The sequence below is a fragment of the Chitinophaga horti genome, from assembly GCF_022867795.2.
Lineage (GTDB): Bacteria > Bacteroidota > Bacteroidia > Chitinophagales > Chitinophagaceae > Chitinophaga > Chitinophaga horti.
Genome location: NZ_CP107006.1, coordinates 3,982,267 through 4,006,554, shown reverse-complemented (window position 1 = coordinate 4,006,554; position 24,288 = coordinate 3,982,267). Strand labels below are relative to the sequence as shown.

Genomic DNA, 24,288 nt, shown 5'->3' with positions numbered 1-24,288 from the left:
ATTTGTTTATTTTCGCATTTTGCAAATACTCAGCGTTCAACTATGCGTTTAATCCGGAATTTTTTGCTGGCGATCTATAACATCCACGCCGCTATATGGTTCATTGCCATTATGTTTCTCATTTTACCCGGTATCTTCCTGGTATCCCTGTTCGGCAAGATCCGTGGCGGTAACATGGTGTTTTATTTCCTCCGCTTCTGGGCGCATACCTGGTTCCCGCTGGTAGGCATCTGGTTCAAACGCATTCGTTACGAGCAGGAAGATAAGGAGCCGGTGATTTACGTCGCCAATCACCTTTCTTACCTGGATGCCGCTATCGCTGTTAAAGTGATGCGCCTCCCGTTCCGACCGCTGGGCAAGATCGAAATGGTGAAGATCCCGGCTTTCGGGTTTATTTACCGGCAGTCGGTGGTGCTGGTAGATCGTAAAGATGCCCGCGCCCGCGCGCAGAGCGTACGCACGATGAAGGCGACGTTGAAAGAAGGTGTGTCAATGCTGGTATTCCCGGAAGGCACGACCAATTATACTGGTCAGCCTCTCCGCAACTTCCACGACGGTGCCTTTCGGATGGCGATCGAGATGGAAACAGATATAAGGCCGGTGCTGTATGTAGACAGTAACCACCGCCTGCGTGCGAAAGGCCTGCTGTCGCTCACGCCGGGCATTAACCGCGTGGTGTGGCTGCCGAAAGTATCGGTGAAAGGGTTAACCCTGCAGGACTTACCCGCGCTTAAAAAGCAGGTGTACGACATGATGGACGCTGAATTAAGAAAATATCACAATTACCCGAGTTTACAGCCTGCATGAAGTTTGCCGACGTTATAATACCCCTGGCGCTGCCCAGGAATTACACCTATGAAGTGCCCGCCAGTATGGAAGCTACTTTGCAGGTAGGCAGCCGCGTGGCCGTACAGTTGGGTAAACAAAAAAAGTACGCCGGCATCGTTAAATCCATTCACAGTCAGGCCCCGGGTGCTTACAAGTGTAAGCCCATCCTGGACCAGCTGGATAAGGAACCGGTGGTATACCCCACGCAAACGGCCTTCTGGTCGTGGCTGGCGTCGTATTACATGTGTACCGAAGGCGAAGTGCTGAACGCCGCCTTGCCCGCTCACCTCAAACTGAGCAGCGAAACAGTGTTACAGTACAATGAGGCGTTCGGTGACGATTACACCATGCTTTCCGACGACGAATACATGCTGGCCGAAGCCCTGCAAATACGCAACGAGCTGCGGATCGATGAGATACAGATGATCCTGGATAAGGCAGATGTGTACTCGGTGATCAAACAACTGATCGAAAAGCGGGTGTGTCTGGTGTACGAGGAGTTGAAAGAATCCTACCGCGAAAAGAAGGAAAACTTTATTACGCTTAATCCAACATATAGTACCGACGAGCAGATGTCGGCCCTGTTCAACGAACTGGGACGCGCACCCAAACAAATGGAACTGTTACTGGCGTACCTGCACTTTTCCAAAACGCAGGGCGATGTGCTGCAAAGCGAATTGCTGAAGAAGTCGGGTGCCAGCGCTGCCCAACTAAAAGGGCTGGTAGAGAAGGATATTCTTTGGGTGGAGAAGCGCACCGTCGACCGCATACAGATGGGGAAGGGCGAGATAAAAGTAGACTTTGAGTTAAGTACCGCGCAGGCTAAGGCGTTGCTGGAAATATACCAGTGCTTTGAAGAGAAGCAGGTAACCTTGCTGCACGGCGTTACCTCCAGCGGTAAAACACAGATTTATATTAAACTGATAGAGGACTGCCTGCAGCGGGGCAAACAAGTATTATACCTGCTGCCGGAAATTGCCCTCACCGCACAAATCATCCGCCGGTTGCAGAAACACTTCGGCGGCAAGATTGGCATTTACCATTCCCGCTTCAGTAATAACGAACGCGTAGAAATATGGAACAAGGTTAAAAGCGGTGAACTTAGTATTGTACTGGGTGCCCGTTCCAGCCTGCTGTTGCCCTTCCGCGACCTCGGACTTATTATCCTGGACGAGGAACATGACAGCTCCTTTAAGCAACAGGAACCAGCGCCGCGTTACCATGCGCGGGATGCGGCTATTTACTACGCTGCTTTGTTTAAAGCGAAAGTGTTACTGGGCTCGGCCACGCCGGCCGTAGAATCGTACTTCAACGCGCAGCAGGGGAAATATGGTCTCGTGAACCTCGGTGAGCGATACGGCGGTATTGAAATGCCGGCCATTGAAGTAGTGGATGTAAAGCCGGAAATGGCGGCCAAAAAAATGAAGGGCAACCTGACTGCCGCACTCGAAGATGCCATCCGCGAAACGATCTCGAATAAGAAGCAGGTGATCCTTTTCCAGAACAGGCGAGGTTATGCGCCGTTCCTGTTATGCACCACCTGCGGCTGGATACCGCATTGTAAACAGTGCGATGTTTCGCTTACGTATCACCGGCAGGCGGACAAACTGCATTGTCATTACTGCGGCACGCGTTACCCGTACATCTACACCTGTGCCGCCTGCGGCAGCCAGACGTTGTTGCCTAAAAGTTTTGGTACCGAAAAGGTGGAAGATGATCTGCATGCCGTATTCCCCGATGCCCGCATTGCGCGTATGGACATGGACTCGGTGCGCAATAAAGACAGCCACAATAAGATGATCCAGCAGCTGGAGCAGCAGCATATTGATATATTGGTTGGTACGCAAATGGTGGTGAAGGGGCTCGACTTCGAGAACGTAGATCTGGTAGGTATATTGAGTGCCGACAGCTTGTTGAGTTACCCCGATTTCAGGGTGAATGAACGCGCGTACCAGCTGATGGAGCAGGTGAGTGGCCGTTCGGGCCGTAAGCATGGCAAAGGGCGCGTGCTGATACAGGCGAGTAATACCCGCCACCCGGTGTTGCAATATGTGATTGATCATAACTACCGCGCCATGTATGACGCGGAAATAGCCGAAAGGCAATATTTTGGTTACCCGCCGTTCGTACGCATGTTGCGCATCACGTTGCGTCATAAAAACGAACAAACGGTGGAGCAGGCGGCCAAGGTGTTAGGCAACTGGTTGCGCCCTCACCTCGAGCAGCAGTTGGTGGGGCCGGCTACGCCGATCGTAAGCCGCGTGCGTAACAATTACTTACAGGAAATGATGATCAAGCTGCCCCGCGATACGCAGATCATTGCGCGTACGAAAGACATGCTGCGGGAGTTTTTCATTAAGCTACAAACAGAAAAGCAGTTCCGTTCGGTGGTGATTATCCCCGATGTGGATTATGTATAGAAGCGAATCAGCCGCCGAAGTGAGTGACACAACGGCGGCTGATAGCATTACAAAAGCTGGCCCACTATTCTTTTTCCAGTACTAAATTTTTACTCCTTAAAAACGCAATCGCTTTTTGAACGCGATCGAATGCCGCGCGTGAGCTGCCGGTAATAAGCGGTTGCTTGTACCACTCTGTTGCCAGTAACGTAACGGTGTTGCCACTCTGCAACATACCGAGCCTGAGCCCGGATATGGAATCGATATTCGTGAGGTCGACGTTGAAGTCGGCTTTGTTTTTTACTTTATACCCCGCGGGGATGTGTACGATCACTTTCTTTTCGAAGTAGCAGGGGTAGGGCAGCTCCACCGGCTGATCGGAAGGCGGCAGGCCGCGTACAGGCTGATATTGGTAAGCCAGCAGGGAGCCTACTGTTACCGTAAGCGTTTTGTCCTCGCCCAGTACGAAATACGGTACGCGGTACTGGCTGTTGAGCGTGAAAGGCGCGTTCATGTCCACAGGCGACCAGGTAGTATTTACGGCCTGTACGCTGACGATGTTTTCTCTTTCAGGTTTAAGCAGGATGGTGCTGTTGAACGACGTTTTGGAATTGGCGTCCAGGTGGCCGAGCAGCATTTTTACCTGTGCATCGGCAAAGCCGGAGAACGACTGTTTGCTGCGTAACAAGGTATTGGCCGAACTGTCGTTTACCCATATTTCCGTTTCGTTACGGATGCCGCTGGTCGTATAGTCGGGCATAGGCGACCTGCCAAAGCGGGTGCGTACTTTCGAGGTGCCGTCAATTACCGTGTCGGAGGCGATCAGTGCCGGGATGTTGGCCCAGGCGGGTGGGTAATAAGGTAACTGGTAAGACGTTTCGGTGGGAGCGAGCGCCTGGTTGATGTCCGGGAAATAGAGCAGCACATTCCTGGCGGCGCTGAAGTTGGCAATGTCACTGTCCAGCGGGTAGCGCTCGCGATCATTGACCATCATCAGCTGGCAGCGGATGCGCATCATGTAAAATGCGGCGGCCATCAGTTTGGTGATGCCTATTTCGTTCGTTTGTTTCGTACGCAGGATGCTCGAGATATCCTGCAGCTGGTCAAAGTCATAAAACTTGCTTACCTGGTACTTGTTTTTGATGAAGTGTTCGATCTGGTAAATCAGCAGTGGTAAAGGCTTTTGCTGTTTCAGGAATGCCCAGGTATCCATCTCCTTCTGCAGGCGGTTAAATTCATCTTTATCCAGGAAAAAGTATTTAAAAAACTGCTCTTCGCCATAAATCTGCCAGTTGTAAGGCACGGTGTCTCTCTTTCGTTTATCTGTATCCGTTACAAATTTTTGTAGCGAGAACTGGATGCCCTGCAATTGCGGCTGGTAGTAGTTAAATACGTGTTGCTTTTTGCCCGGTATGAGGCCGGTGCTGACTTCCCACACGCGGTGGTTCTTTGCAGCGGTGAGTGCTGCGTCGGGATAGCCATTGCGGCTCACCGTCCTTATCTGGTATTTTTTAGGGAAGAGGAGTGTGAATTTCGTTTCGAGGATAGGGTATTCCGCCTGCATGTATTCGCTGCCGGCCAGGTCATTACTTACCACCGACTTTATCTCGTACTCCAGTTCCCCGCCCACCGGGACCGGATCGATCTGTAATACCGACGTCGGGTGCTGGCGGGTACCCGCAGCTTGCAGGCGTCCCGAAAGTTCTACCGGTTCCTCACCGGGGCGTAACACCCGGGCGCGCATAAATACGATCGTTTCGTTGGGCAGGAGCGGGAGTACGATCGACGAAAGACTGTCGCTTCCCTTTTGGGTATTCACCCGCAGGCGGCGGTGCACCTGGCGGTAATAACCAACACCTTCCGCTTCTTCGGGGGGCGTGAGTATAAAATCGCAGGTTACGTTGTGTAGCAATATGGTAAAATCGTCGCGGAAGAGCGAGCTGTCGGTAATTGTGGTGAGCGTCATCCTGGCTTGCTCCCAGTCACTTGGCAAGTGGCGGTTAGTTTGCGCGTGCAGACTAACAGGTAAGGCGAAGCACAGGAAGATGGCAAGTTGGCAGATAAGTTTGTTCATACTAAACAAGAGATGCTGAGCATCAAAATAGATAAAAAATCAGGTAGCGGGCGTATTGTCGGCAATGGCCTGTATTTCGTCTGATTCGTAGATGTGGGTACCTTTTACTTTTTGCCGGGCTATTTTTTGCATAGCGGCAGCTATTACTTCTGCGGATATGCCGCGGTATTTTTTCAGCTTTCCCTGTAACAGGAAGCGGAGGCCCTGCATGATGGCGCCGCCAATCTTTTCGCCCAGCCGGAACTCCTGGCGTTCGCCCAGGATGATAGACGGCCGGAAGATATGTACGCCCTCAAACCCCGTGCGGGCAATGCCCTGTTCCGTTTGTCCCTTCGTACGCAGGTAGAAGTTAGGCGAAGCAGCGTTGGCACCGATCGCGGAAATGAGCAGGAATTGTTTTACCCCATTACGGTATGCGATTTCCGCACATCGAACGGGAATATCGAGATCGACCTCCGTAAAGGCCTTTTTACTGCCCGCCTTTTTGATCGTGGTGCCGATGCAGCAAAACATCACATCGCCCAGCAATGCGCCCTGTAAAGCCGGTATATCCGTAAGCGAGAGGGTCATTTGCTGTAGCCTGGGATGTGTAAGCGTCAGCGGCTTGCGGCCTACCGTTTTCACGACGGAAAACGCAGGATCATCCAGAAGTGCGGTTACCAGGCTGCTGCCGGTGAGTCCCGTAGCGCCTATCACAATGGCTGTTTGTGACATAGTTTTGTTAATTATCTTTGTCCGGTTTACTAAAGATAGCACATTTGAACACGCCTTTATGACGATAGCGCAAAATGTTTCACTGAAACCTTACAATACCTTCGGCCTCGACGCCAAAGCCCGCTATTTCGCGGCCTTCGATTCTAAAGAAGCGTTGCGCGAAATACTGGAAAGCAATGAATGGAAAAATGTGCCGCGCATGATCCTGGGTGGAGGCAGCAATGTGTTGCTCACAAAGGATTTCGATGGGCTCGTTCTCAAAAACGAGATCAAAGGGATACATGCCGTTAGGGAAGATGAGGATCATGTGTATGTAAAGGCCGGCGCTGGCGAAAACTGGCATGGCTTTGTGCAATACTGTATTCAGCATAATTTGTCCGGCCTCGAGAACCTGTCGCTCATACCCGGTAACGTAGGCGCCAGCCCGATGCAGAACATTGGTGCGTATGGTGTAGAGATAAAAGATACGTTCTATGAACTGTCGGCTTTACACATGAATGATCATTCGGTGGTAAACTTCAACAACGCCGCCTGTGATTTCGGGTACCGCGAAAGCGTGTTCAAGCGCCAGTACAAAGGGCAGTTCGCGATCTTATCGGTGATTTACAAGCTGAATAAAAAGCATCACTTCAATACCACTTACGGCGCCATTGAGCAGGAGCTGGCGCATATGGGAATTAACCACCTGTCGTTACAGGCGATCAGCCAGGCGGTGATCAACATCCGCAGTTCCAAACTGCCTAACCCGGCGGAGATCGGCAATGCAGGCAGCTTCTTCAAAAACCCGGAGATAGAAGCTTCGCAATACGAATCGCTGAAAGCTACGTTCCCTGAACTGGTGGCCTATCCGTTAGCCAATGGCAGGTATAAACTGGCGGCAGGCTGGCTGATCGAGCAATGCGGACTGAAAGGTTACCGCAAAGGCGATGCAGGCGTGCATGCGAAACAGGCGTTGGTATTGGTGAATTATGGTGGCGCCACCGGACAGGAGATCTATGACCTTTCCACCCACGTGTTGGATACCGTGCGTAGTAAATTCGGCGTATCGCTTGAGAGAGAAGTAAATATAATTTAAAATGAAAAGGCTGCCTGGTTATGCCGGCAGCCTTTTTATTTTTCCTGCAATATTGTTCACGATCCTGATGGCATGTTCGCGTGAGTTCTCTATGAACCAAACATGTGTATCCATCCCGCCGCAAACTACTCCCGCCAGATAAACATTGCCGAGGTTCGTCTCCATCGTTTCACCGCTGTAGCTGGGATACTTTTTAGCATCAGCCGATAACTGTACCCCGCACTTTTCCAGGAAGGCAAAGTTGGGCTGATAGCCGGTCATTGCCAGTACATAATCGTTGGGAATAGTGACGATGCCTTCCGGCGTTTCGATGTCGACCTCGTGTTCGCGGACGGCTTTGAGTTGCGAATGGAAGTAAGCTTTTATAGATCCTTCTGCAATGCGGTTTTCGATATCCGGTTTTACCCAGTATTTCACCCGGCGGCCAATCTCGCCTTCGCGAATGACCATGGTAACCTGCGCGCCTTTACGGTACGTTTCCAGCGCTGCATCCACAGAGGAATTGTTGGCGCCTACCACCAGTACGTTTTGCATGGCGTAGAAGTGCGGCTCCTTGTAATAGTGCGTTACTTTAGGCAGTTCTTCGCCGGGGATGTTCAGTAAGTTCGGAATATCATAAAAACCAGTAGCGAGGATGACGAACCTGGCCTGGTAAGTGGTTTTGGAAGTCTGTACGGCATAACCGCCGTCTTGTGGCGTTACACCTTCCACCTCTTCAAAGAGATGCACTTTCAATTCTTTGGAGGTGGCTACGCGGCGGTAATACTCCATGGCTTCCGGTCGCGTGGGTTTCGGGTTGATGGACACGAAGGGGATGCCGCCTATTTCCAGCCTTTCGGAGGTGGAAAAGAAAGTCATATTCAGCGGGTAATGGTACAGCGAGTTGACCAGGCAGCCCTTTTCAATAATCACATAATCAATCCCTTCCTGTTGTGCCGCGAGGCCGCAGGCTAACCCGATGGGGCCTCCGCCTACGATCAGTAACTGTACGTTCATAAGTTGTTATTTTTCCATCCTGTCGAGCAAGGTAAACATCAGCTGGTTATTAATGGCGATGTGCCCGTTGCCAGCCCTGATCTCTTCTGCCCGTTGAATATACGTTGCTTCTATCAATTCTTCCTTCCCGTGATGGATCATGTCATCCACCGAGGTGGCGGTTGCTTCAAAATGGAACTGTAAGCCGACGGTGCGCTCTCCGTAAATAAAGGCCTGGTTACGGCAGGCCGGGGTGGAAGCGAAGCGGACCGCATTTTCCGGCAAATCGAACGTGTCGCCGTGCCAGTGGAATACCATTTCGGTAACCGGCATAAAATCTACCAAAGGGTGTGCCTTTTCGAAGTGTACCGGGAACCAGCCGATTTCTTTTTCTTTATTGGGATATACTTTGGCACCAAGCGCGGCTGCTACCAGCTGTGCGCCCAGGCAAATGCCCAGTACACGTTTGCCCTGCGCCACGGCGTCGCGGATGTAGTTTTTCTCCACCTCCAGCCAGGGATAACGGTCCTGGTCGTAAACCCCCATGGGGCCGCCCAATACGATCAGCCAGTCCACAGCATCCAATGCTGGCGGCGTTTCCTGTTTATACCAGTGCGTTGCGCTCACCTGGTGGCCTTTCCTGGCTATCCAGTCTGCTATACAACCCAATCCTTCGAACGGTACGTGCTGAAAATAATGAATATGCATGTGGCTAACGATTAGTTCCTTTGTAAAGATATTGAATATGCGTCTAAACCTTTAAGTCGAACGCCACAACGCTGTTAAATTAATCATAATTCGATGGGATGTACAAAGGATCTGCGTTTAAATGCATAACTTACATTCAATTATGGGTCTCGCAATTGTGGATTAGTTTAGAAACCGCCATCAGTTAAACCATTCTATCTTTCAATGCCGGTAAAAATTATGCAGAAGACCGGGCAACTGTTAAACATGTCAAAAGTTACTTTCAACAACAAGAACGCCGTATTTTTCCAATCGCTTAAAGCGTCGGTAGATGCTTATTTCGAGGAAACCAAACTTCGGAAAACGGGCAACTGGAAATTGTATCACAAAACAGCGGTGCTCATTCCTTCGGCTATTGCGATTTACGTAGTGCTGCTAACGGTTACGATGCCCGTATGGCTTGGTGTCGGTCTTTCAGCACTGCTGGGCCTCATCCTGGCCAGTATCGGCTTTAACGTAATGCACGATGCCTGTCACGGTAGCTATTCCACTAAAAACTGGGTGAACGAAACCCTGGGTTTAACACTCAACGCCCTCGGCGGCAACTCCTTCATCTGGAAACACAAGCACAACATCATTCACCATACTTATACAAACGTAGACGGTATCGACGACGATATTGCCAAGAGCCCGCTCATGCGCCACTGTCAAACGCAGCGTTGGGTGCCTGTACACCGCATCCAGCACCTGTATGTGCCGTTTATGTATGCCATCAGCTCTTTTGCATGGGTGTTCGGTAACGACTTTCAGAAGTATTTTGCGAAGAAAGTAAACACCACGCCTCTGAAAACCATGTCAAACAGCGATCACCTGGTATTCTGGCTGAGTAAGGTGTTATACGTGGCCTTCTATGTAGTGATTCCTATCGTTGTGGTAGGATGGAAAGCCTGGCTGATCGGCTTTGCTTCTATGCACGTTACCCTTGGCTTTACGCTTGCGATCGTGTTCCAGCTGGCACACGTAGTAGAGGAAACTGAGTTTGAAGCAGCGGGTCTGGAAGATACGCAGATCGAAAGCGAGTGGGCGGTACACCAGATTAAGACTACTTCTAACTTTGCACCGGATAATAAAATTATTTCCTGGTATGTAGGTGGACTGAATTACCAGGTAGAACATCACCTGTTCCCGCGTATTAGTCACGTACATTACCCTGCGCTGAGCAAAATTGTGGCGGCGGAGTGTAAAAAGTTCAACCTGCAATATCACTGCCTGCCCACTATGACAAGCGCTGTGATCTCTCACTTCCGTTTCATTCGCCAGCTTGGCCGTCCGCCGGCTGTTGCCTGATAAATAATTCGTAAAGAAAAGAGGCTGTCTCGTTTGAGCAGCCTCTTTTTTTATTTCTTTTTGAGTGCGTTGATCGTTTCCTGTAGTCCGGTGCGATAAGGCGTGGGCTTCAGGTGAAACGCTTTCTCAAACTTACTGCTGTCGAACAGGTAATCGTATTCATATTGATAGTTCATTTCTATCAATTCCGCCAGTTCTTTTTTGAAGATGCCACCTACGCGCAGCATCCAGTCGGGTATGATGGAAAACTTCGCGTCTTGTTTGCCGTATAGTTCGCAGGCGATGCGGATAAATTCTTTGCCCGTCAACGCGTTTTTATCGGTTGGCAGGTGCCACACCTGGTTGTAGGCAGATGGTGTATTGCCGAGCAGCGCCGTGGCTCGGCCCGCATCAGGCGTATAAGTAAACGAGTGGGGCACGGTGGATTTACCCATCCATTGCGGTTTGCCACCTTTCACCAGGTTATTCAGCACCAGTATGTTAGGTACGCTGTTATCGGCGCCCGGGCCGTAGAAATCGGCAGAGCGGGCGATGAGTACAGGTAGTGCGCCACGGTGCATTTCATCATGCAGCATTTGCGCGATCATGGTACGCACTTTTCCCTTTTTACTGGAAGGGCGGTAGGGCGTATCTTCTGTCATCCAGCCTTTCACATGGCCGTACATGTATACGTTATCGAAAAAAACGAGTTTGGAACCGGCGATCTTACAGGCGTTGATCGTGTTTTGCACGATCAACGGCCACTGTTTTTGCCATACTTTATGGTTATAGGGCAGGCCGGCAGTAAGATAGGTGATCGCAGATCCTTCTACAGCCTTCACGGTTTGTTGGTAGTCGGTAAGGTCTGCTGCCAGTACCTGGTCGGTATCGTTCACCTTTTTAGGGTTGCGGCTTACCTGGCGTATGACAGAAGCGTAGGGCTGCAATGCTTTCGAAAGTTCCCTGCCTATTATCCCATTAGCCCCAAGTATCGTTTGCATCTTTCTTTATTTTCTATAAAGATAAGGGTTGAGCGCTTTAATACGATGCCTGTTTTTTCAGCTTATTCATTCTCTTCCAGCATCGATATGCCATTCAGGATGTTGTCTGGTAACTTACGTGTAGTCTTGGCTTCCAGCTGCTGTATAAGCTGGAATTTACCGATGATCGTATCGCTTTTACGGGCGCCGTCGCGCAGGCGGTTCATCGCATCATGATAGGCGCGATCGGCATCGCTGATGCTTTTACCCACTTTCTGCATTTCTTCCGTAAACATCACGAACTTATCATACAGCAAGCCGCATTGGCGAAAGATCTCCTCCACATTTTTCACCCTGTTTTCTTTTTGCCAGAGCAGCTTTACCACCTTCATGGTGGCTACTAAAGTAGTAGGGGTGATGATCACGATCTTACGTTGCAGTGCGCGGTTAAATATATCCGGGCTCTCATTCATGGCAAGTGTAAGTGCCGATTCAAAATGCATGAACATAAACACGAAATCCGGGGTTTGCAGTCCGGACAGTGACTGGTAATTTTTATTGGCCAGCAGGTCGATGTGATCGTTGATGTTGCGTACCAGTTGCTTTAGTGAATCCTTCTTCACGACCGGATCAGCCGCGTTAAAGTATTCGATATAAGCGTTCAGGGACACCTTACTGTCGATGACGAGGTGTTTACCGTCCGGCAGGCGCAGGATGCAGTCCGGGCGGCGGTTCAGGCCTTCTTCCTCGTCGCGGTAGGTGCCCTGGTTGGTGAAGTCGATATAGTTTTGCAGGCCTTCTGCTTCCAGTATCAACTTTAAACGATCTTCGCCCCAGTTGCCCTGTACTTTTACGTCGGAGCGTAAGGCGCCTGCCAGTCGCTGGGCATCTTCGCTCAGGCGGGTATTCATTTTCTGGAGTGATTCGATTTCTTTTTTGAGGGAAGTGAGGTCCTGTATGTCTTCTTTGCGCGTATCTTCTATCGTTTTTTTGAAGCTGAGGATGTCCGTCTTCAAAGGATTCAGCAATGCATCCATCGAAGTGCGGTTGGCGTCTGACAAGTCTTTTCCTTTCTCTTTCACAATTTCCTCGGCCAGTACTTTAAACTGTTCGCGGGCATTGAGCAGGAGGGAGTCCAGCTCCTTTTTGGCATTGTCCAGCTTATCTTCCAGGTGTTCGTTTGCTTTTTGCAGGGCGGTATGTTGCGTGCTCAGTTCCAGTATCTGGTTATCTTTCTGGAAGATGTGGTTTTGCAGGTTGGCGAGCTGCCCGTCCCTTTCCCGCACACTGTTTTGCACGTTGGCGTACACCTCGCGCGATACGTATCGTTCTTCCACCTGCTCGCGTGTTAAACGCTGGGCGAGTGCGATGCGTAATTGCTCGGCTTCACTGTTCGGGGTGTAGTGTTTACGGAGAAGGTTGCGGAGGACGAAGTAGCCAGTCAGGCTACCGGCTACAAGCCCCGCTACGAGGGTAAGTAAGAGGTTCAAGGCCATCATATTTCAAAGTTAACCAATGCGGTGATAGTGCAACGCACATTCTTTACACATTATTGCCTGTACGGGGATAACAAAAACGCCCCTGCGATGCAGAGGCGTTGGTATGTTGTAGTGGTTGCCTGTATGCGGATAACAAAAACGCCCCTGCGATGCAGAGGGCGTTGGTATGTTGTAGTGGTTGCCTGTATGGGGATAACAAAAACGCCCCTGCGATGCAGAGGCGTTGGTATGTTGTAGTAATTACAAGCTGTTACATGAAGTGATACCGCACGAAAGCCTCGATCGCTGCGTATTTCTGCAGACCCAGGCGGTCGTAAAGATCGGCGGTGTTGGCGTTACGGTCTTCCGCACGCTGCCAGAACTCACGCATATCGCTGCCCTGGAAAGGCACCACGTCTTTCTGGCTCTGGTGGATGAAAATACCCAGGCGTTTCTGCACGATCTGGTCAGGGCTCATGGGTACCGCCATTTCGATTTCGTGGATATCCCACTCCTGCCAGGCACCTTTGTACAGCCATACCCAGCAATCTTTCGCCCAGTCTTCGTTTTTCACTTCTTCCAGTGCGGCAAAGATGATGTCGAGACATACCTTGTGGGTACCATGCGGATCGGCGAGATCGCCTGCGCAATAGATCTGCTGAGGCTTCAGTTTACGCAGCAGGTCAACGGTCAGCTTCACATCTTCCGGGCCCATCGGCTTCTTCTCTACCAGGCCGGTTTCGTAGAAGGGCAGGTTCATAAAGTGTTCGTTGCCATCGGGTAAACCTACATAACGGCAGGTAGCTTTGGCTTCACAACGGCGGATCAGGCCTTTGATAGCACGGATCTCCGGGGTGTCTTTCTGGCTGGTCTTTTTAGAACGGATGAATGCCTTCGCTTCTTCCAGTATTTCGTTACTTTTCTTGTTGCTGATATCGAACATACCTTCGAAACCTACAGCGAAGTCGATAAACCGAAGTACAAATTCATCGGTTACCGCAATGTTGCCGGAAGTCTGGTAAGCCACATGCACGTCATGACCTTGTTCGTGCAGGCGGATGAAGGTGCCGCCCATGGAGATGATGTCATCGTCCGGGTGCGGAGAAAAGATCAGTACCCGCTTTTTAGCCGGTTCTGAACGTTCCGGGTGGTTAGGCAACTGCGGACCAGGTTTGCCGCCGGGCCAGCCGGTAATGGTATCGCGGATCGCGTTAAATTCTTTGATGTTCAGTTCATATGCGGAACCGTATTGCACTACCAGGTCGTTCAAACCATTCTCGTTATAATCTTTATCGGTGAGCATGAGAATAGGCTTGTCGAGCTTCATCGCCAGGCCGGTAACGGCTTTGCGGATGAGGGCAGGCGTCCATTCGCAGTCGCCTGTAAGCCATGGCTCTTTGTTCCTGGTAAGATCGTGCGCTGCCTGTTCATCGATCACAAACTTGGTGTTCGGATGTTGCTGCAACAGGGAAGCCGGAACCTGGTCGGTGCTATGACCTTCCACAGAGCGTCTTACGATCTTGGCTTTATGAGAACCCCAAGCCAGCAGTATTACTTTTTTAGCCTTCAGGATGGTATTGATACCCATGGTGATAGCCAAACGTGGCACCTGGCTCATGTTCGGGAAGTCGAACGCATTGGCCAGGCGGGTAGAGTTGTCGAGGGTAATAAGTCGGGTATGTGAATTGATGCTTGAGCCAGGCTCGTTAAAACCAATGTGACCATTGTTACCAATGCCCAGTATCTGGATGTCGAGGCCGCCGGCAGATTCAATTTTGCGCTCGTATTCTTCGCAGTAGGCTTTGATCTTTTCCTTGGGCACAGTGCCATCCGGAACGTGGTAGTTGCCTTCTTTGATATCAATGTGATTGAACAGTTGTTCTTTCATGAAACGGTTGTAGCTCTGCAGCGCATCCGGTTCGATCGGGTAATACTCGTCCAGGTTGAACGTAACAACATTTTTAAAGCTCAGGCCTTCCTCTCTGTGCAAACGTACAAGTTCTGCATAAAGGTACTTTGGTGTAGAGCCGGTGGCAAGGCCCAATACACATGGCTCGCCCGCTGTCTGCTTCTGGCGGATCAGCGCCGCAATTTCAGCTGCGACTGCTTTAGAACCCTCTTTGGCGGTAGGGTGTATCTCCACGGCAATCTGTTCGAAACTGTCTATCAGTTCAATTTCCTGGTGATTGATGGTCATGACGTATTTGTTTTTGATATGCGTTTGAAAAAACGAGCCGGAAAATTAAAGAAAATAAGGCGATTCTCTAGCTAAATTTAGATTTATTTAATATACATCGATATACTTAGAAAGTATTTCACCAAAATCAATATTATTTGAATGAAACTAGGTCAGGTGCTAAAACAACTTTGCATGGTTTTGCAATCCAACCGGCAATAAGTGTCGTTTATTAAAGTACCTCCCCTCAGCAAACATGCATGTACTGGCTGCCAGACCGGAAACCTGGCAGTAGGAGAAAAGAACACAGGCCGCAACATGCCATTTTCCGGATGGCGTATTGCTCCTTCACATCACTTTTATTAATCTACTTTAAAATATTTGATCCGATGAAAAAGTTGTTTTTCGCTGCTTCAGCGATCTGTATGCTGCTTGCCGTAAACGTAGCGCCAACAGCAGCGATGACCTATCTTACTAAAGAAGTATCCGTTGCTGACTTCAAGAAAAGCCCGAACGGCATCTGGGAAGGTAAAATGGATGGCAAAACATATTGGTACAAGCTGGACAAAAGTGCCAAATTGTGGTGGAGCGCCGATGGTAAAAAATGGGCGGCTGTAGAAAGTGGCATGTGGGCCGATAAGGACGGCAAATGGCTCAAAATAGGCGACGGTAAACTATGGTGGAGCGCCGACAAGGGCGAGAAATGGGCAGAAGTACCCGAGTGGAAATGGGAAGGCCCTAAAGGCGAGTGGTACAAATTTGATGACAAGTGGACGCTGTGGGTAAATAAATAGTTACGAATCAGTTTAGCAAAGAGGAGTGAGGGCTGGCCTTTGGCCGGCCCTTCCTGTGTGCGTCTGCGACTGTGGGTATTGCCTTTTTGCCGGTTGCTCTCCGATGTTGCGAGCACCCACCAAGGGTCATCTGCATTGCCGTTCCTGCCTTTTGCCGGTTGCTCTCCGATGTTGCGAGTACCCACTAAGGGTCATCTGCATTGCCGTTCCTGCCTTGTGCCGGTTGCTCTCCGATGTTGCGAGTACTCTCCCAAGGTCATCTGCATTGCCGTTCCTGCCTTTTACCGGTTGGCGTTGATGTTGCCATGAGGCTGAGGGGCGCGGCTTATACGTTGCTACGACAATCTTCGTATGGCTATACGACAGGTACCAGGTGCCGCCATCATCATACAGCGCCCTGAAAATCAAAAGGGCCGGTCCTTTCGGCCAGCCCCCTTATCAAAATATATTTTACAATACTATTCCACCACGATCTCATCCACGAACAGCCAGGCTGGGTTACCTTCGCCCTGTGCGCCTTTCGGGATCTTGCCATAATGTTTGGCCACTACTTTCACATATCTCGCGCTCACATTATTCACACCCAAACGCACTTTGTTGATGCCTTTGGCGGGGAACGAACTGGTTTTCGCGACCTCTTTCCATTGCTGGCCATCGCCGGAAGTGTAGAAGATCAACTCTTTTGGTTCGTAAATCCACTGGTCGTTGTACTTCAGCGTGCTGAGGCCCAGGCGGGAAATGCTGATGCTGTCGCCCAAATCTACCGTTGCTTCAAAGTCGCCCTGGAAGGCCGTCCACTGGTTATCGTTAAACTTCTCCACACCCTGTATGCCATTCACAAGGGAAAACGGACTACCCGGATTGTATTTCTCATTCGGGGGCGTTTTTAATGTAACCGCTTTACCGGTGGCTTTGTTGAAGGAGAAAGTTTGCTCGAACTCATCGCCAAATGGCTTGCCGTCCTGCAACACGACACCGCGGAAGGTGCCGCTTTTCGTGATGGCAACCGGCCCCGTATAAGCGGTGGAGCTAGCAGTAGGTGCGCTGCTGTCCAGCGTGTACACCAGTTTGCCGCCATCCAGTTCGCTGCTCAATTTGATGCTCATCTTGCCTTTTGCATCATTTTCTACCACGCCCTTCACCATAAAAATATGTTTCGCGTAGTTTACTTTTTTAATATCGAGGCGCTTGAGGTGCACTTTCAGGCGGTTCAGGAAGTCTTCGTAGTTTTTCTGCGAAGGCTGTGTCCATTGTACTTCGGAGAGCGCGCAGGCACGTGGATAAACCATGTATTCTACGTGTTCAGGCGTTTTAATGTACTCCGTCCACAGGTTAGCCTGGGCGCCGATGATGTATTTCGCTTTGGATGGGTCCAGCAGGCTGGCATCGGGTACAGGTTCGAAGCTATATACTTTTTCTACCGGCAAATAACCGCCGATGGCCACTGGTTCGTTTTTGCCTTTGGATTGATAATAGTCGAAGTATACATGGCTCCCAGGCGTCATGATCACATCATGATCAAGTTTCGCGGCAGCAATGCCTCCTTCTGTTCCGCGCCAGCTCATTACTGTAGCATCCGGCGCTAAACCACCTTCGAGGATCTCGTCCCAGCCGATGATGCGGCGACCTTTGCTGTTGATGTATTTTTCCATACGCTGGATAAAATAGCTTTGCAGCGCATGCTCGTCTTTCAGATGCTCGTCCTTAATCCGCTTCTGGCATTTCGGGCATTTTTCCCAACGTACTTTCGGACTTTCATCTCCACCTACGTGAATGTATTTGCTGGGGAACAGCGGCAGTATTTCATCGATCACGTCCTGCAGGAACAGGAACACCGAATCGTTGCCTGCGCAAAACACATCATCCAGTACGCCCCAGCGGGTGCCTGTTTCGTACGGGCCGCCGGTACAACCGAAGCTCGGGTAAGCTGCCAATGCGGCCAGTGCGTGTCCGGGCATTTCTATTTCGGGGATCACTGTTACATAACGCTCGGCCGCGTATTTCACCACCTCCTGCACTTCTGCCTGGGTGTAATATCCGCCATAAGGTTTGCCATCATACTTCTGATCGTTGTAGTGGCCTTCCATGGTTTCTTTACGTTTGGAAGCAACTTCCTGCAGGCGCGGATATTTCTTGATTTCTATGCGCCAGCCCTGGTCGTCTGTGAGGTGCCAGTGGAAGGTGTTCATTTTGTGCATAGACAGCAGGTCGATGTACTTCTTCAGGAAATCCACCGGGAAGAAGTGGCGGCCAACGTCCAGGTGCATGCCACGGTAGGCAAAGCGGGGCTGGTCTTTGATGGTTACGCCGGGTATCCACAACGAATTGCCTTTTTCTACGGGCAGCAGTTGTATCAGCGTTTGTACGCCGTAAAAGGCGCCGGCAGCATCGTTACCCGTTACCAATACTTGGTCGGCTTTCACTTCGAGGCTGTAACCTTCCTTCGCATTGGTATCATTACCTGCTTTCAGGATGATCGCGTTCTTGTCGCCGGTTTCGGCCACTTTCAGCTCGTAGCCGGTGAGTTCTTTTAAATAAGCATTGAACAGCGCAGCCGTTTGTGCCTGCGCACCCGTGGCGACGATCACTGTTTGTTTGTCAATCAAAAATGAATCTGCCGTTGGCTTCATGGAAGCCGGCAGCGGAATAACGGCCAGTGTGCCTTTCGGCGCTTTCTGGCTACTGTCGCTACAGGCAGTTGCTCCCAGTATAGTGGCCAGCATCATGACGTTAAAAAATGCGTTTAATCTCATAGTAAGTTGCGTTGTGGTAATGCGTGTTTTCTGGAATAATACAAACTACTCAATAATGATTTCATCTGCAAATATATGCCCGTGTTCGCCCTTGCCAGGGTGCCAGTCAGGTATCACCCCATGGTTCTGCGCCACCACTTTAATGTAGCGGGTAGTGAGGTTTACCGGCAGACTTAACACCTGCAGATGCGAGCCGTATTCTTTGTCGGAGAAGTTGTTTTTCACCACACCCAGGGAGGTGAAATTTTTACCGTCCGCAGAGCTGAAGAACTCCACCTGCGTAGGATACCAGATCCACACGCCCAGGTCCTGCAGCACGCTCAGTCCGAGTTTGTTCACTTTACGTGGCGCTTTCAGGTCTATCACGGCTTCGAGGTTGCCAGGGTAATGACTCTGCCAGCCACCCAGTCTGAAGTCGCTTTTACCACGAATGCCGTCGATCAGCGCATCGTTGCCGCCGCCGGTGTATTGCGGGTGTATTTTGGAAAGAATGGTGATGTTTTTATCGGTGGGAATGCGATGGAATTCGTTCTCCGCCACTTTGCTGTACTTGCCGTTTTTAAAGGCCACCGCTTTAAGTGTGCAGGATGTTTTTACGCTGATGGGTGCCACGTACTTTTTGGAAGCCGAAGTAGGCTGGCTGCCATCGAGTGTGTAATAGATCGCCGCGCCGGGTTCAACGGTTTTGAGGGTTACGGGCATTGCGCTCTTAAACCTGTCGGATGTTGCGACCACAAACGGAACGGGAACGATCAGTTCATCGGTAATGCTGCTCACGGGCACTTCTGTAGCACCCCATACCTTATTCGGTGTAGCACTCATATCAAAACTCAGTGTGCCGCCATCGGTAATATCTGTATGCTGAAAGTAGCTTTTGTTGTAAGCTTTGCCATTCAGCTGGGCAGATGCGATGTAGAAGTTTTTGGCGCTCCTGTTGTTCGCTTTCACGGTAAATGTTTTGCCATTCTCCAGGTTGATTTTTACCTCGTCGAACAGTGGCGTACCGATCGCGTAAATGCCGCTGCCCGGCGTTACGGAGTAGAAGCCCATGGAGCTTAACACATACCATGCGCTCATCTGACCGCAATCTTCATTGCCACTTAAACCATCGGGATGGTTATGGTACAGGCCCGTTAATACTTCGTGCACCAGTTCCTGCGTACGGTAAGGCTGGCCAACATAGTTGAACAGGTAAGCAATGTGGTGACTGGGCTCGTTGCCATGAGCATACTGACCAATCAACCCGGTAATATCCGATTGCTCACGACCAGAAAGCTTTTCGTTCGTCGTAAACAGCTTGTTCAGTTTAGCCGTAAACGGTAGCCTGCCACCCTGCAGTTTCATCAGTCCGCTCACGTCCTGCTGAACGGCGAAGCTGTACTGCCAGCTGTTCGCCTCTGTAAAGAAGTTATTTACCTCGGTTGGCGTAAAGGGCGAATACCATCTGCCGCCCGTTTTGCCGCGCATGAAGCCGGTGGATGCATCAAACAAGTTCTTGTAAGATTGCGCCCGCTGTATGTATGTGTTGTAAACATCCTGTTGACCCATACCCTTCGCCATTTGTGCAATACACCAATCGTCGTACGAGTATTCCAACGTGCGGGATACCGATTCAGCCTGTGTTTCTGTATTCAGGTAACCCTGGCGAATGTAATCCTGTATGCCAAAGCGATCGCTTTCGGCCCAGCTTCTCATGGACTCCAGTGCATAATTTACATCATAACCCCTGATGCCTTTCTGATATGCATCTGCAATTACCGGCACCGCGTGGTAACCGATCATGCAGAACGTTTCGTTCGCGCTCAGTTCCCATACAGGCAGCATGCCACCGTACTTGTATTGCGCCAGAAAGGTATTGATCCAGTCGTTGGTACGCTTCGGGTCAATGATGGTCATCAACGGGTGTAAGCCGCGATGCGTATCCCAGAGAGAGAATACACTATAGTTCTCAAAGCCTTCTGCTTTATGTACTTTTTTGTCGGTGCCCAGGTACTGCCCGTCCACATCCATATACAGGTTTGGATTGAGGCAGGCGTGGTATAATGCGCTGTAGAAAATTACCTGCTGATCGGGTGTGCCGCCTTTGATCTCGATCTTGCCTAACTCTTTATTCCATGCGGTTTTGGCGTCGGCTACCACTTTGGCAAAGTTGTAGTCCGGCAGCTCGGCGTCCAGGTTGCGCATCGCACCTTCTTCACTTACACCGGAGATGGCCACTTTCGCGTACAACGGTGCGCCGTCCAGGTTAAAAGTAAAATAGCTTTTGATGTTCAAACCCTGCGCTTCTTTCAACGCACCTTTCTCTGCATCGTTTAAAGCCACCACGTGCTTTTTAAATGGCTTGGAGAACTTCAGTGCGAAATATACTACCTGGTCCTGCGCCCAGCTGGTGGAGCGACGCATGCCCACGATGGTGGAGTCGTTCAGGACTTTCAAATGCGAGTCTTTTACGATATCGCGATGGTAAAGGTCCAGCAGTACGTTGCCTTCTTTAGCGCCGGCCGCGAACTGGTATTTATGCAGCCCCACACGTTTAGTCGCCGTGAGCGAGGCTTCTACATTGTACTTGTCCAGCTTAACACTATAAAAGCCCGCGTGTGCTTTTTCGTTTTTATGAGAGAAGGGAGAGGCATATTTTTCATTATTCCACTCGTATTTACCGGTGGTAGGCATTAAGAGGATATCGCAATAATCCTCGATGCCCGTACCGCTCAAATGCGTGTGTGAAAAGCCGTAAATGATGGAGTCGGAATAGTGGTAACCCGAGCAGCCGTCCCAACCCTTCAGACGGGTGTCCGGACTTAACTGCACCATGCCGAAAGGCATACTGGGACCAGGATACGTGTGCCCGTGACCGCCGGTGCCGATAAAGGGATTTACGATCGTGGAATAATCTTTTTCCTGTGCCTGCGCAACAGACGCTAACCCCATGGTAAGCGCGACCAGCCATTTTTTCATCTTAACAAAGTTTTGCCTGCATTGAAGGCCGTTGGTTATTAATAATTGGCTAAGATAAAGATTGAAGTGTTAAAAAGATCAGGCTAAAACGTTTAATAACGGGTAAGGAAAGCGTATTTATTACGCCCATGCTGACATAGGGAGAAGATAGTACCAGCTGCATATCACATAAAAAAAGGCAGATCATCGCACATTTGGATGTATCTGCCTTATAATCAGCTGTTTTCAGACTGCTAACGTAAGCAGTTTTTTTAGCGGGAGATGCGGGTTGGTTAATATAGAACTACCGCATCTGTATAAAAATTATTTCAGTTCCAGCTCACAAAGTACGGGACGGTGATCGGACGCTATGGCTTCGCCGACTACCATTGCATTTTTGACCTCCCATTTATTTTTCCCGTGGAGGAAGATGTAGTCCAGTTTTTTTTCCGGTTTGGCAGATGGCCAGGTGCCACCCAGTTGATGCGTGGCATCGGTGAATTGCGCTTTCAACAGCGCAATTTCCTTCGCTTCGGGATGCGCGTTAAAGTCGCCTGCGATAATGGCCGGGTAACCGGTTTTAAGGTGCTGTAAAAGCGTATTTACCTGTTGTAAGCGTGCCGCAGGATCATCCAGGTGATCGAGGTGGGTGCTGACGAATTGAAGTAAACTATCCTTGCCGGGTACACGAACCGTAACAATTGCCGCCGCGCGTGGCTCGCTGCCGCCGCCATTGCCAGGTAAGGCCAACGTATATCGCTCCCTTATCGGGAACTTAGACAGGATGCCTGTACCGTAACCGCCCCCGTCAAAGTTCATCGCCTTACCAAAGTAAATGTACATGCCCGTTTGTGCCGCCAGTTCCTTTAGCTGATCGGCCTTGCGTGAGCGATTGGTTACACTATCTACCTCCTGCAAAGCCACAAGGTCCGGGTCGGTGGCCAGTATGACGTTTGCGATGCCCTGCAGTTGCTGTTCACCGTTCACATTCTCGCCGTGATGAATGTTATACGTCAATACTTTGATCCGTTGCTGGGCATGTGTGTAGCTGGCTGCGAGGGTAAAAAGCAGGATAGTGAACTTTTTCATGTGCGTTGAGTTTAAATGTAGCCGCTTGGCCGGCGGCTCGTCTCATTAGTACTGCAATTACCTTACCAACAGGGATGCATGCCGACAGTAATCATTCCTACCGGAGGAGGTCGCCGCGTGATGATATAAAGCAACAGGCCCGTCCAGTGAATGAACGGGCCTGCAAGCCTATCTGTAGGATGTATTATTAATTATTTGTTTCGCCTGCGATGCTCAGGATGAGTTTCACCTCCGCTGCCTGTGTCTGGGAAATACCATACTCAGGTACGCCGGGTATGCCGCCCATACTAACATTCGGGTTGCGATAAACCATGCCACTATCGCTGTAAGCCTTCGCAGTGGTATGAAACTCCTGCGCACCGGTAGTGGAGATCAGCTCCGCGATGTTGGTCGACCGTACGCCCGAACCTGCCATGATTGTAATGCGACCATCCGCTTTCTGTACCAGTTCCGCGATCAGCGAAGCGCCTTCGATCGCGGTGTTGCGGTGCCCGGAGGTAAGTATACGTTCGCAACCGGTGGCAATCACATCTTCCAATGCCTGCATGGGATCGTCGGTCATATCAAACGCACGATGAAACGTAACGCCCATCGGCCAGGCCAGTGCTACCAACGTTTTGTTACGCCCGATATCCACCTTGCCATCCGGCGTGAGTATGCCGATTACGACGCCATCGCAGCCAAGTTGTTTACAGATCGCAATGTCACGTTTCATCGTTTCAAATTCCAGGTCGCTGTACAGGAAGTCGCCGCCACGCGGACGAATGATAGGGTACAGTGCGATGTTCACTTTTTCCCTCGCCAGTGAGATCGTTGCATAACTGGGCGTGGTGCCGCCTTCCAGCAGGTTGTCGCACAGTTCAATACGATCTGCACCGCCTTCCTGCGCGGCTATGCATGATGCCACGGAGGCCGCACATATTTCAAGCGTTATCTTCATGAAAAGTATTGTTTACCGTCGATGAGGATGTTTTTATCTTCCGTATCGCCGGTACATACTGCGTAGTTAAAACCTTTGTGTAAACAGTAAGCGCCATGCTCGCCCTTTTTGTTGAGCGCCAGGAACCCGATCTGTATTCCCTTGGCGCGTTCCGGATTTTTCTTCACGATGCGGGTAACTGCCTCTTTACAGGCCGCTTCGGGAGAATAGCCCTGGCGCATCAGTTCTACCACGAGGAAGCTGCCCACTACGCGGATCACTTCTTCGCCTAAACCGGTAGAGGTAGCCGCGCCCACTTCGTTATCCACATACAATCCCGCCCCAATGATAGGGGAGTCGCCTACGCGGCCGTGCATTTTAAACGCCATGCCGCTGGTCGTGCAGGCGCCGGAAAGGTTGCCATTGGCATCCAGCGCGACCATGCCGATCGTATCGTGATTGTATACGTTGCCCGGCAGCATCAGCGGATTGAACGCCGACGGACCTTTGTCGTACGATTTGTTTTCGATGTTGATAACGGGTTTGTATTCCGCTTTAATGAGCCATTCTTTCCAGGCCTTTTCTGACTCCGGCGTGAGCAGGTTCGTTTTCTCAAAACCTTGTGCCAGTGCGAATTGCAAGGCGCCATCGCCTACGAGCATCACGTGCGGTGTTTTCTCCATCACGGCGCGTGCCACGGAGATCGGATGTACAATGTGCTCAAGGGCCGCTACGGAGCCACAATTGCCTTTGTCGTCCATAATGCAGGCGTCGAGCGTAACCCGGCCGTCGCGGTCGGGAAAGCCGCTGTAACCCACGGTATGGTTGTTCGGATCTGCTTCGGGTATTTTAACGCCGGCTTCTACCGCATCGAGCGCAGTACCGCCGGTCTTCAACACATCCCAGGCAGCACGGTTGGCTGCGCGGCCGAAGTCCCAGGTAGATATCACGATCGGGCCGGAAGCTTTGCCGGCACGTTTCCTTTTCTTTTTTTCCTGCGCTTCCGCTGCGGGCAAACCCAGTGAAAAGGCAGCAGCGCCAACTAGGGCGCTGCTTAAAAATTTACGTCTGTTTTGCATATTCA

General features: G+C 50.6%; 17 protein-coding genes. 5 read left to right on the top strand and 12 right to left on the bottom strand.

Features of this window, described 5'->3' with window-relative positions; genetic code table 11:
* Positions 1–42: 42 nt before the first annotated feature.
* Positions 43–807 carry a lysophospholipid acyltransferase family protein gene (locus tag MKQ68_RS16150; RefSeq protein WP_264280016.1) on the top strand — a complete coding sequence of 255 codons (765 nt, stop codon included), beginning with the start codon at positions 43–45 and terminating at the stop codon, positions 805–807.
* Complete coding sequence (priA, locus tag MKQ68_RS16145) at positions 804–3,248, top strand: replication restart helicase PriA (RefSeq protein WP_264280015.1); 2,445 nt, start codon at positions 804–806, stop codon at positions 3,246–3,248. The genes MKQ68_RS16150 and priA overlap by 4 nt, the downstream gene beginning before the upstream one ends.
* A 64-nt stretch (positions 3,249–3,312) precedes the next feature.
* Here the strand turns inward: priA and MKQ68_RS16140 are convergent, their stop codons facing one another.
* On the bottom strand, positions 3,313–5,301 hold the full coding sequence (locus MKQ68_RS16140) for a DUF3857 domain-containing protein (RefSeq protein ID WP_264280014.1): 1,989 nt from the start codon (positions 5,299–5,301) through the stop codon (positions 3,313–3,315).
* 39 nt (positions 5,302–5,340) lie between these two features.
* On the bottom strand, positions 5,341–6,015 hold the full coding sequence (locus MKQ68_RS16135) for an NAD(P)H-binding protein (RefSeq protein ID WP_264280013.1): 675 nt from the start codon (positions 6,013–6,015) through the stop codon (positions 5,341–5,343).
* Between the two features lie 58 nt (positions 6,016–6,073).
* On the opposite strand from MKQ68_RS16135, the gene murB reads away from it, so the two are divergent.
* A complete protein-coding gene (gene murB / locus MKQ68_RS16130; protein ID WP_244840486.1) occupies positions 6,074–7,090 on the top strand; it encodes a UDP-N-acetylmuramate dehydrogenase in 1,017 nt (338 codons plus the stop codon).
* Positions 7,091–7,108: 18 nt separating this feature from the next.
* Here the strand turns inward: murB and MKQ68_RS16125 are convergent, their stop codons facing one another.
* Together MKQ68_RS16125 and MKQ68_RS16120 are read right to left on the bottom strand one after the other, a co-directional pair.
* Positions 7,109–8,086 (bottom strand): YpdA family putative bacillithiol disulfide reductase, encoded by a 978-nt coding sequence (locus MKQ68_RS16125; RefSeq protein ID WP_264280012.1) that lies wholly within the window; start codon positions 8,084–8,086, stop codon positions 7,109–7,111.
* A gap of 6 nt (positions 8,087–8,092) precedes the next feature.
* Positions 8,093–8,773 carry a type 1 glutamine amidotransferase gene (locus MKQ68_RS16120; RefSeq protein WP_264280011.1) on the bottom strand — a complete coding sequence of 227 codons (681 nt, stop codon included), beginning with the start codon at positions 8,771–8,773 and terminating at the stop codon, positions 8,093–8,095.
* A 246-nt stretch (positions 8,774–9,019) separates the two neighbouring features.
* On the opposite strand from MKQ68_RS16120, the gene MKQ68_RS16115 reads away from it, so the two are divergent.
* Complete coding sequence (locus tag MKQ68_RS16115) at positions 9,020–10,099, top strand: fatty acid desaturase family protein (RefSeq protein ID WP_244840483.1); 1,080 nt, start codon at positions 9,020–9,022, stop codon at positions 10,097–10,099.
* 50 nt (positions 10,100–10,149) lie between these two features.
* On the opposite strand, the gene MKQ68_RS16110 is transcribed toward MKQ68_RS16115, so the two are convergent.
* The 3 genes from MKQ68_RS16110 to nagB form a co-directional block, all read right to left on the bottom strand.
* Entirely contained in the window at positions 10,150–11,079 is a 930-nt protein-coding gene (locus tag MKQ68_RS16110; RefSeq protein ID WP_264280010.1) for an NAD-dependent epimerase/dehydratase family protein, read from the bottom strand.
* A gap of 62 nt (positions 11,080–11,141) precedes the next feature.
* On the bottom strand, positions 11,142–12,557 hold the full coding sequence (locus MKQ68_RS16105) for a DNA recombination protein RmuC (protein WP_264280009.1): 1,416 nt from the start codon (positions 12,555–12,557) through the stop codon (positions 11,142–11,144).
* A gap of 250 nt (positions 12,558–12,807) precedes the next feature.
* A complete protein-coding gene (gene nagB / locus MKQ68_RS16100; protein ID WP_264283652.1) occupies positions 12,808–14,751 on the bottom strand; it encodes a glucosamine-6-phosphate deaminase in 1,944 nt (647 codons plus the stop codon).
* A gap of 350 nt (positions 14,752–15,101) precedes the next feature.
* Here nagB and MKQ68_RS16095 point away from each other — a divergent pair, with 350 nt between their 5' ends.
* Complete coding sequence (locus MKQ68_RS16095) at positions 15,102–15,506, top strand: hypothetical protein (RefSeq protein ID WP_244840475.1); 405 nt, start codon at positions 15,102–15,104, stop codon at positions 15,504–15,506.
* A 458-nt stretch (positions 15,507–15,964) separates the two neighbouring features.
* Here the strand turns inward: MKQ68_RS16095 and MKQ68_RS16090 are convergent, their stop codons facing one another.
* From MKQ68_RS16090 to MKQ68_RS16070, 5 genes are all read right to left on the bottom strand, one after another.
* The gene (locus tag MKQ68_RS16090) at positions 15,965–18,259 is read right to left on the bottom strand and encodes a glycoside hydrolase family 20 protein (protein WP_264280008.1); all 2,295 of its coding nucleotides are present in this window, start codon (positions 18,257–18,259) and stop codon (positions 15,965–15,967) included.
* A gap of 45 nt (positions 18,260–18,304) precedes the next feature.
* Positions 18,305–21,217, bottom strand: coding sequence for a GH92 family glycosyl hydrolase (locus MKQ68_RS16085; protein ID WP_264280007.1), 2,913 nt, complete (start codon positions 21,215–21,217; stop codon positions 18,305–18,307).
* A gap of 303 nt (positions 21,218–21,520) precedes the next feature.
* Positions 21,521–22,285: an endonuclease/exonuclease/phosphatase family protein gene (locus tag MKQ68_RS16080; protein ID WP_244840470.1), complete on the bottom strand. Its 765-nt coding sequence runs from the start codon at positions 22,283–22,285 to the stop codon at positions 21,521–21,523.
* A 187-nt stretch (positions 22,286–22,472) separates the two neighbouring features.
* Positions 22,473–23,225 carry a copper homeostasis protein CutC gene (locus MKQ68_RS16075; protein WP_264280006.1) on the bottom strand — a complete coding sequence of 251 codons (753 nt, stop codon included), beginning with the start codon at positions 23,223–23,225 and terminating at the stop codon, positions 22,473–22,475.
* The gene (locus tag MKQ68_RS16070) at positions 23,222–24,283 is read right to left on the bottom strand and encodes a glycosylasparaginase (RefSeq protein WP_264280005.1); all 1,062 of its coding nucleotides are present in this window, start codon (positions 24,281–24,283) and stop codon (positions 23,222–23,224) included. The genes MKQ68_RS16075 and MKQ68_RS16070 overlap by 4 nt, the downstream gene beginning before the upstream one ends.
* Positions 24,284–24,288: the final 5 nt, after the last annotated feature.

Coding starts and splice junctions, on each gene's coding strand:
- MKQ68_RS16070 (WP_264280005.1), bottom strand. CDS start 24,283: ATGCAAAACAGACGTAAATTTTTAAGCAGCGCCCTAGTTGGCGCTGCT.
- MKQ68_RS16140 (WP_264280014.1), bottom strand. CDS start 5,301: ATGAACAAACTTATCTGCCAACTTGCCATCTTCCTGTGCTTCGCCTTA.
- MKQ68_RS16085 (WP_264280007.1), bottom strand. CDS start 21,217: ATGAAAAAATGGCTGGTCGCGCTTACCATGGGGTTAGCGTCTGTTGCG.
- MKQ68_RS16080 (WP_244840470.1), bottom strand. CDS start 22,285: ATGAAAAAGTTCACTATCCTGCTTTTTACCCTCGCAGCCAGCTACACA.
- murB (WP_244840486.1), top strand. CDS start 6,074: ATGACGATAGCGCAAAATGTTTCACTGAAACCTTACAATACCTTCGGC.
- MKQ68_RS16135 (WP_264280013.1), bottom strand. CDS start 6,015: ATGTCACAAACAGCCATTGTGATAGGCGCTACGGGACTCACCGGCAGC.
- MKQ68_RS16110 (WP_264280010.1), bottom strand. CDS start 11,079: ATGCAAACGATACTTGGGGCTAATGGGATAATAGGCAGGGAACTTTCG.
- MKQ68_RS16075 (WP_264280006.1), bottom strand. CDS start 23,225: ATGAAGATAACGCTTGAAATATGTGCGGCCTCCGTGGCATCATGCATA.
- MKQ68_RS16095 (WP_244840475.1), top strand. CDS start 15,102: ATGAAAAAGTTGTTTTTCGCTGCTTCAGCGATCTGTATGCTGCTTGCC.
- MKQ68_RS16115 (WP_244840483.1), top strand. CDS start 9,020: ATGTCAAAAGTTACTTTCAACAACAAGAACGCCGTATTTTTCCAATCG.
- MKQ68_RS16120 (WP_264280011.1), bottom strand. CDS start 8,773: ATGCATATTCATTATTTTCAGCACGTACCGTTCGAAGGATTGGGTTGT.
- priA (WP_264280015.1), top strand. CDS start 804: ATGAAGTTTGCCGACGTTATAATACCCCTGGCGCTGCCCAGGAATTAC.
- MKQ68_RS16125 (WP_264280012.1), bottom strand. CDS start 8,086: ATGAACGTACAGTTACTGATCGTAGGCGGAGGCCCCATCGGGTTAGCC.
- MKQ68_RS16105 (WP_264280009.1), bottom strand. CDS start 12,557: ATGATGGCCTTGAACCTCTTACTTACCCTCGTAGCGGGGCTTGTAGCC.
- MKQ68_RS16090 (WP_264280008.1), bottom strand. CDS start 18,259: ATGAGATTAAACGCATTTTTTAACGTCATGATGCTGGCCACTATACTG.
- MKQ68_RS16150 (WP_264280016.1), top strand. CDS start 43: ATGCGTTTAATCCGGAATTTTTTGCTGGCGATCTATAACATCCACGCC.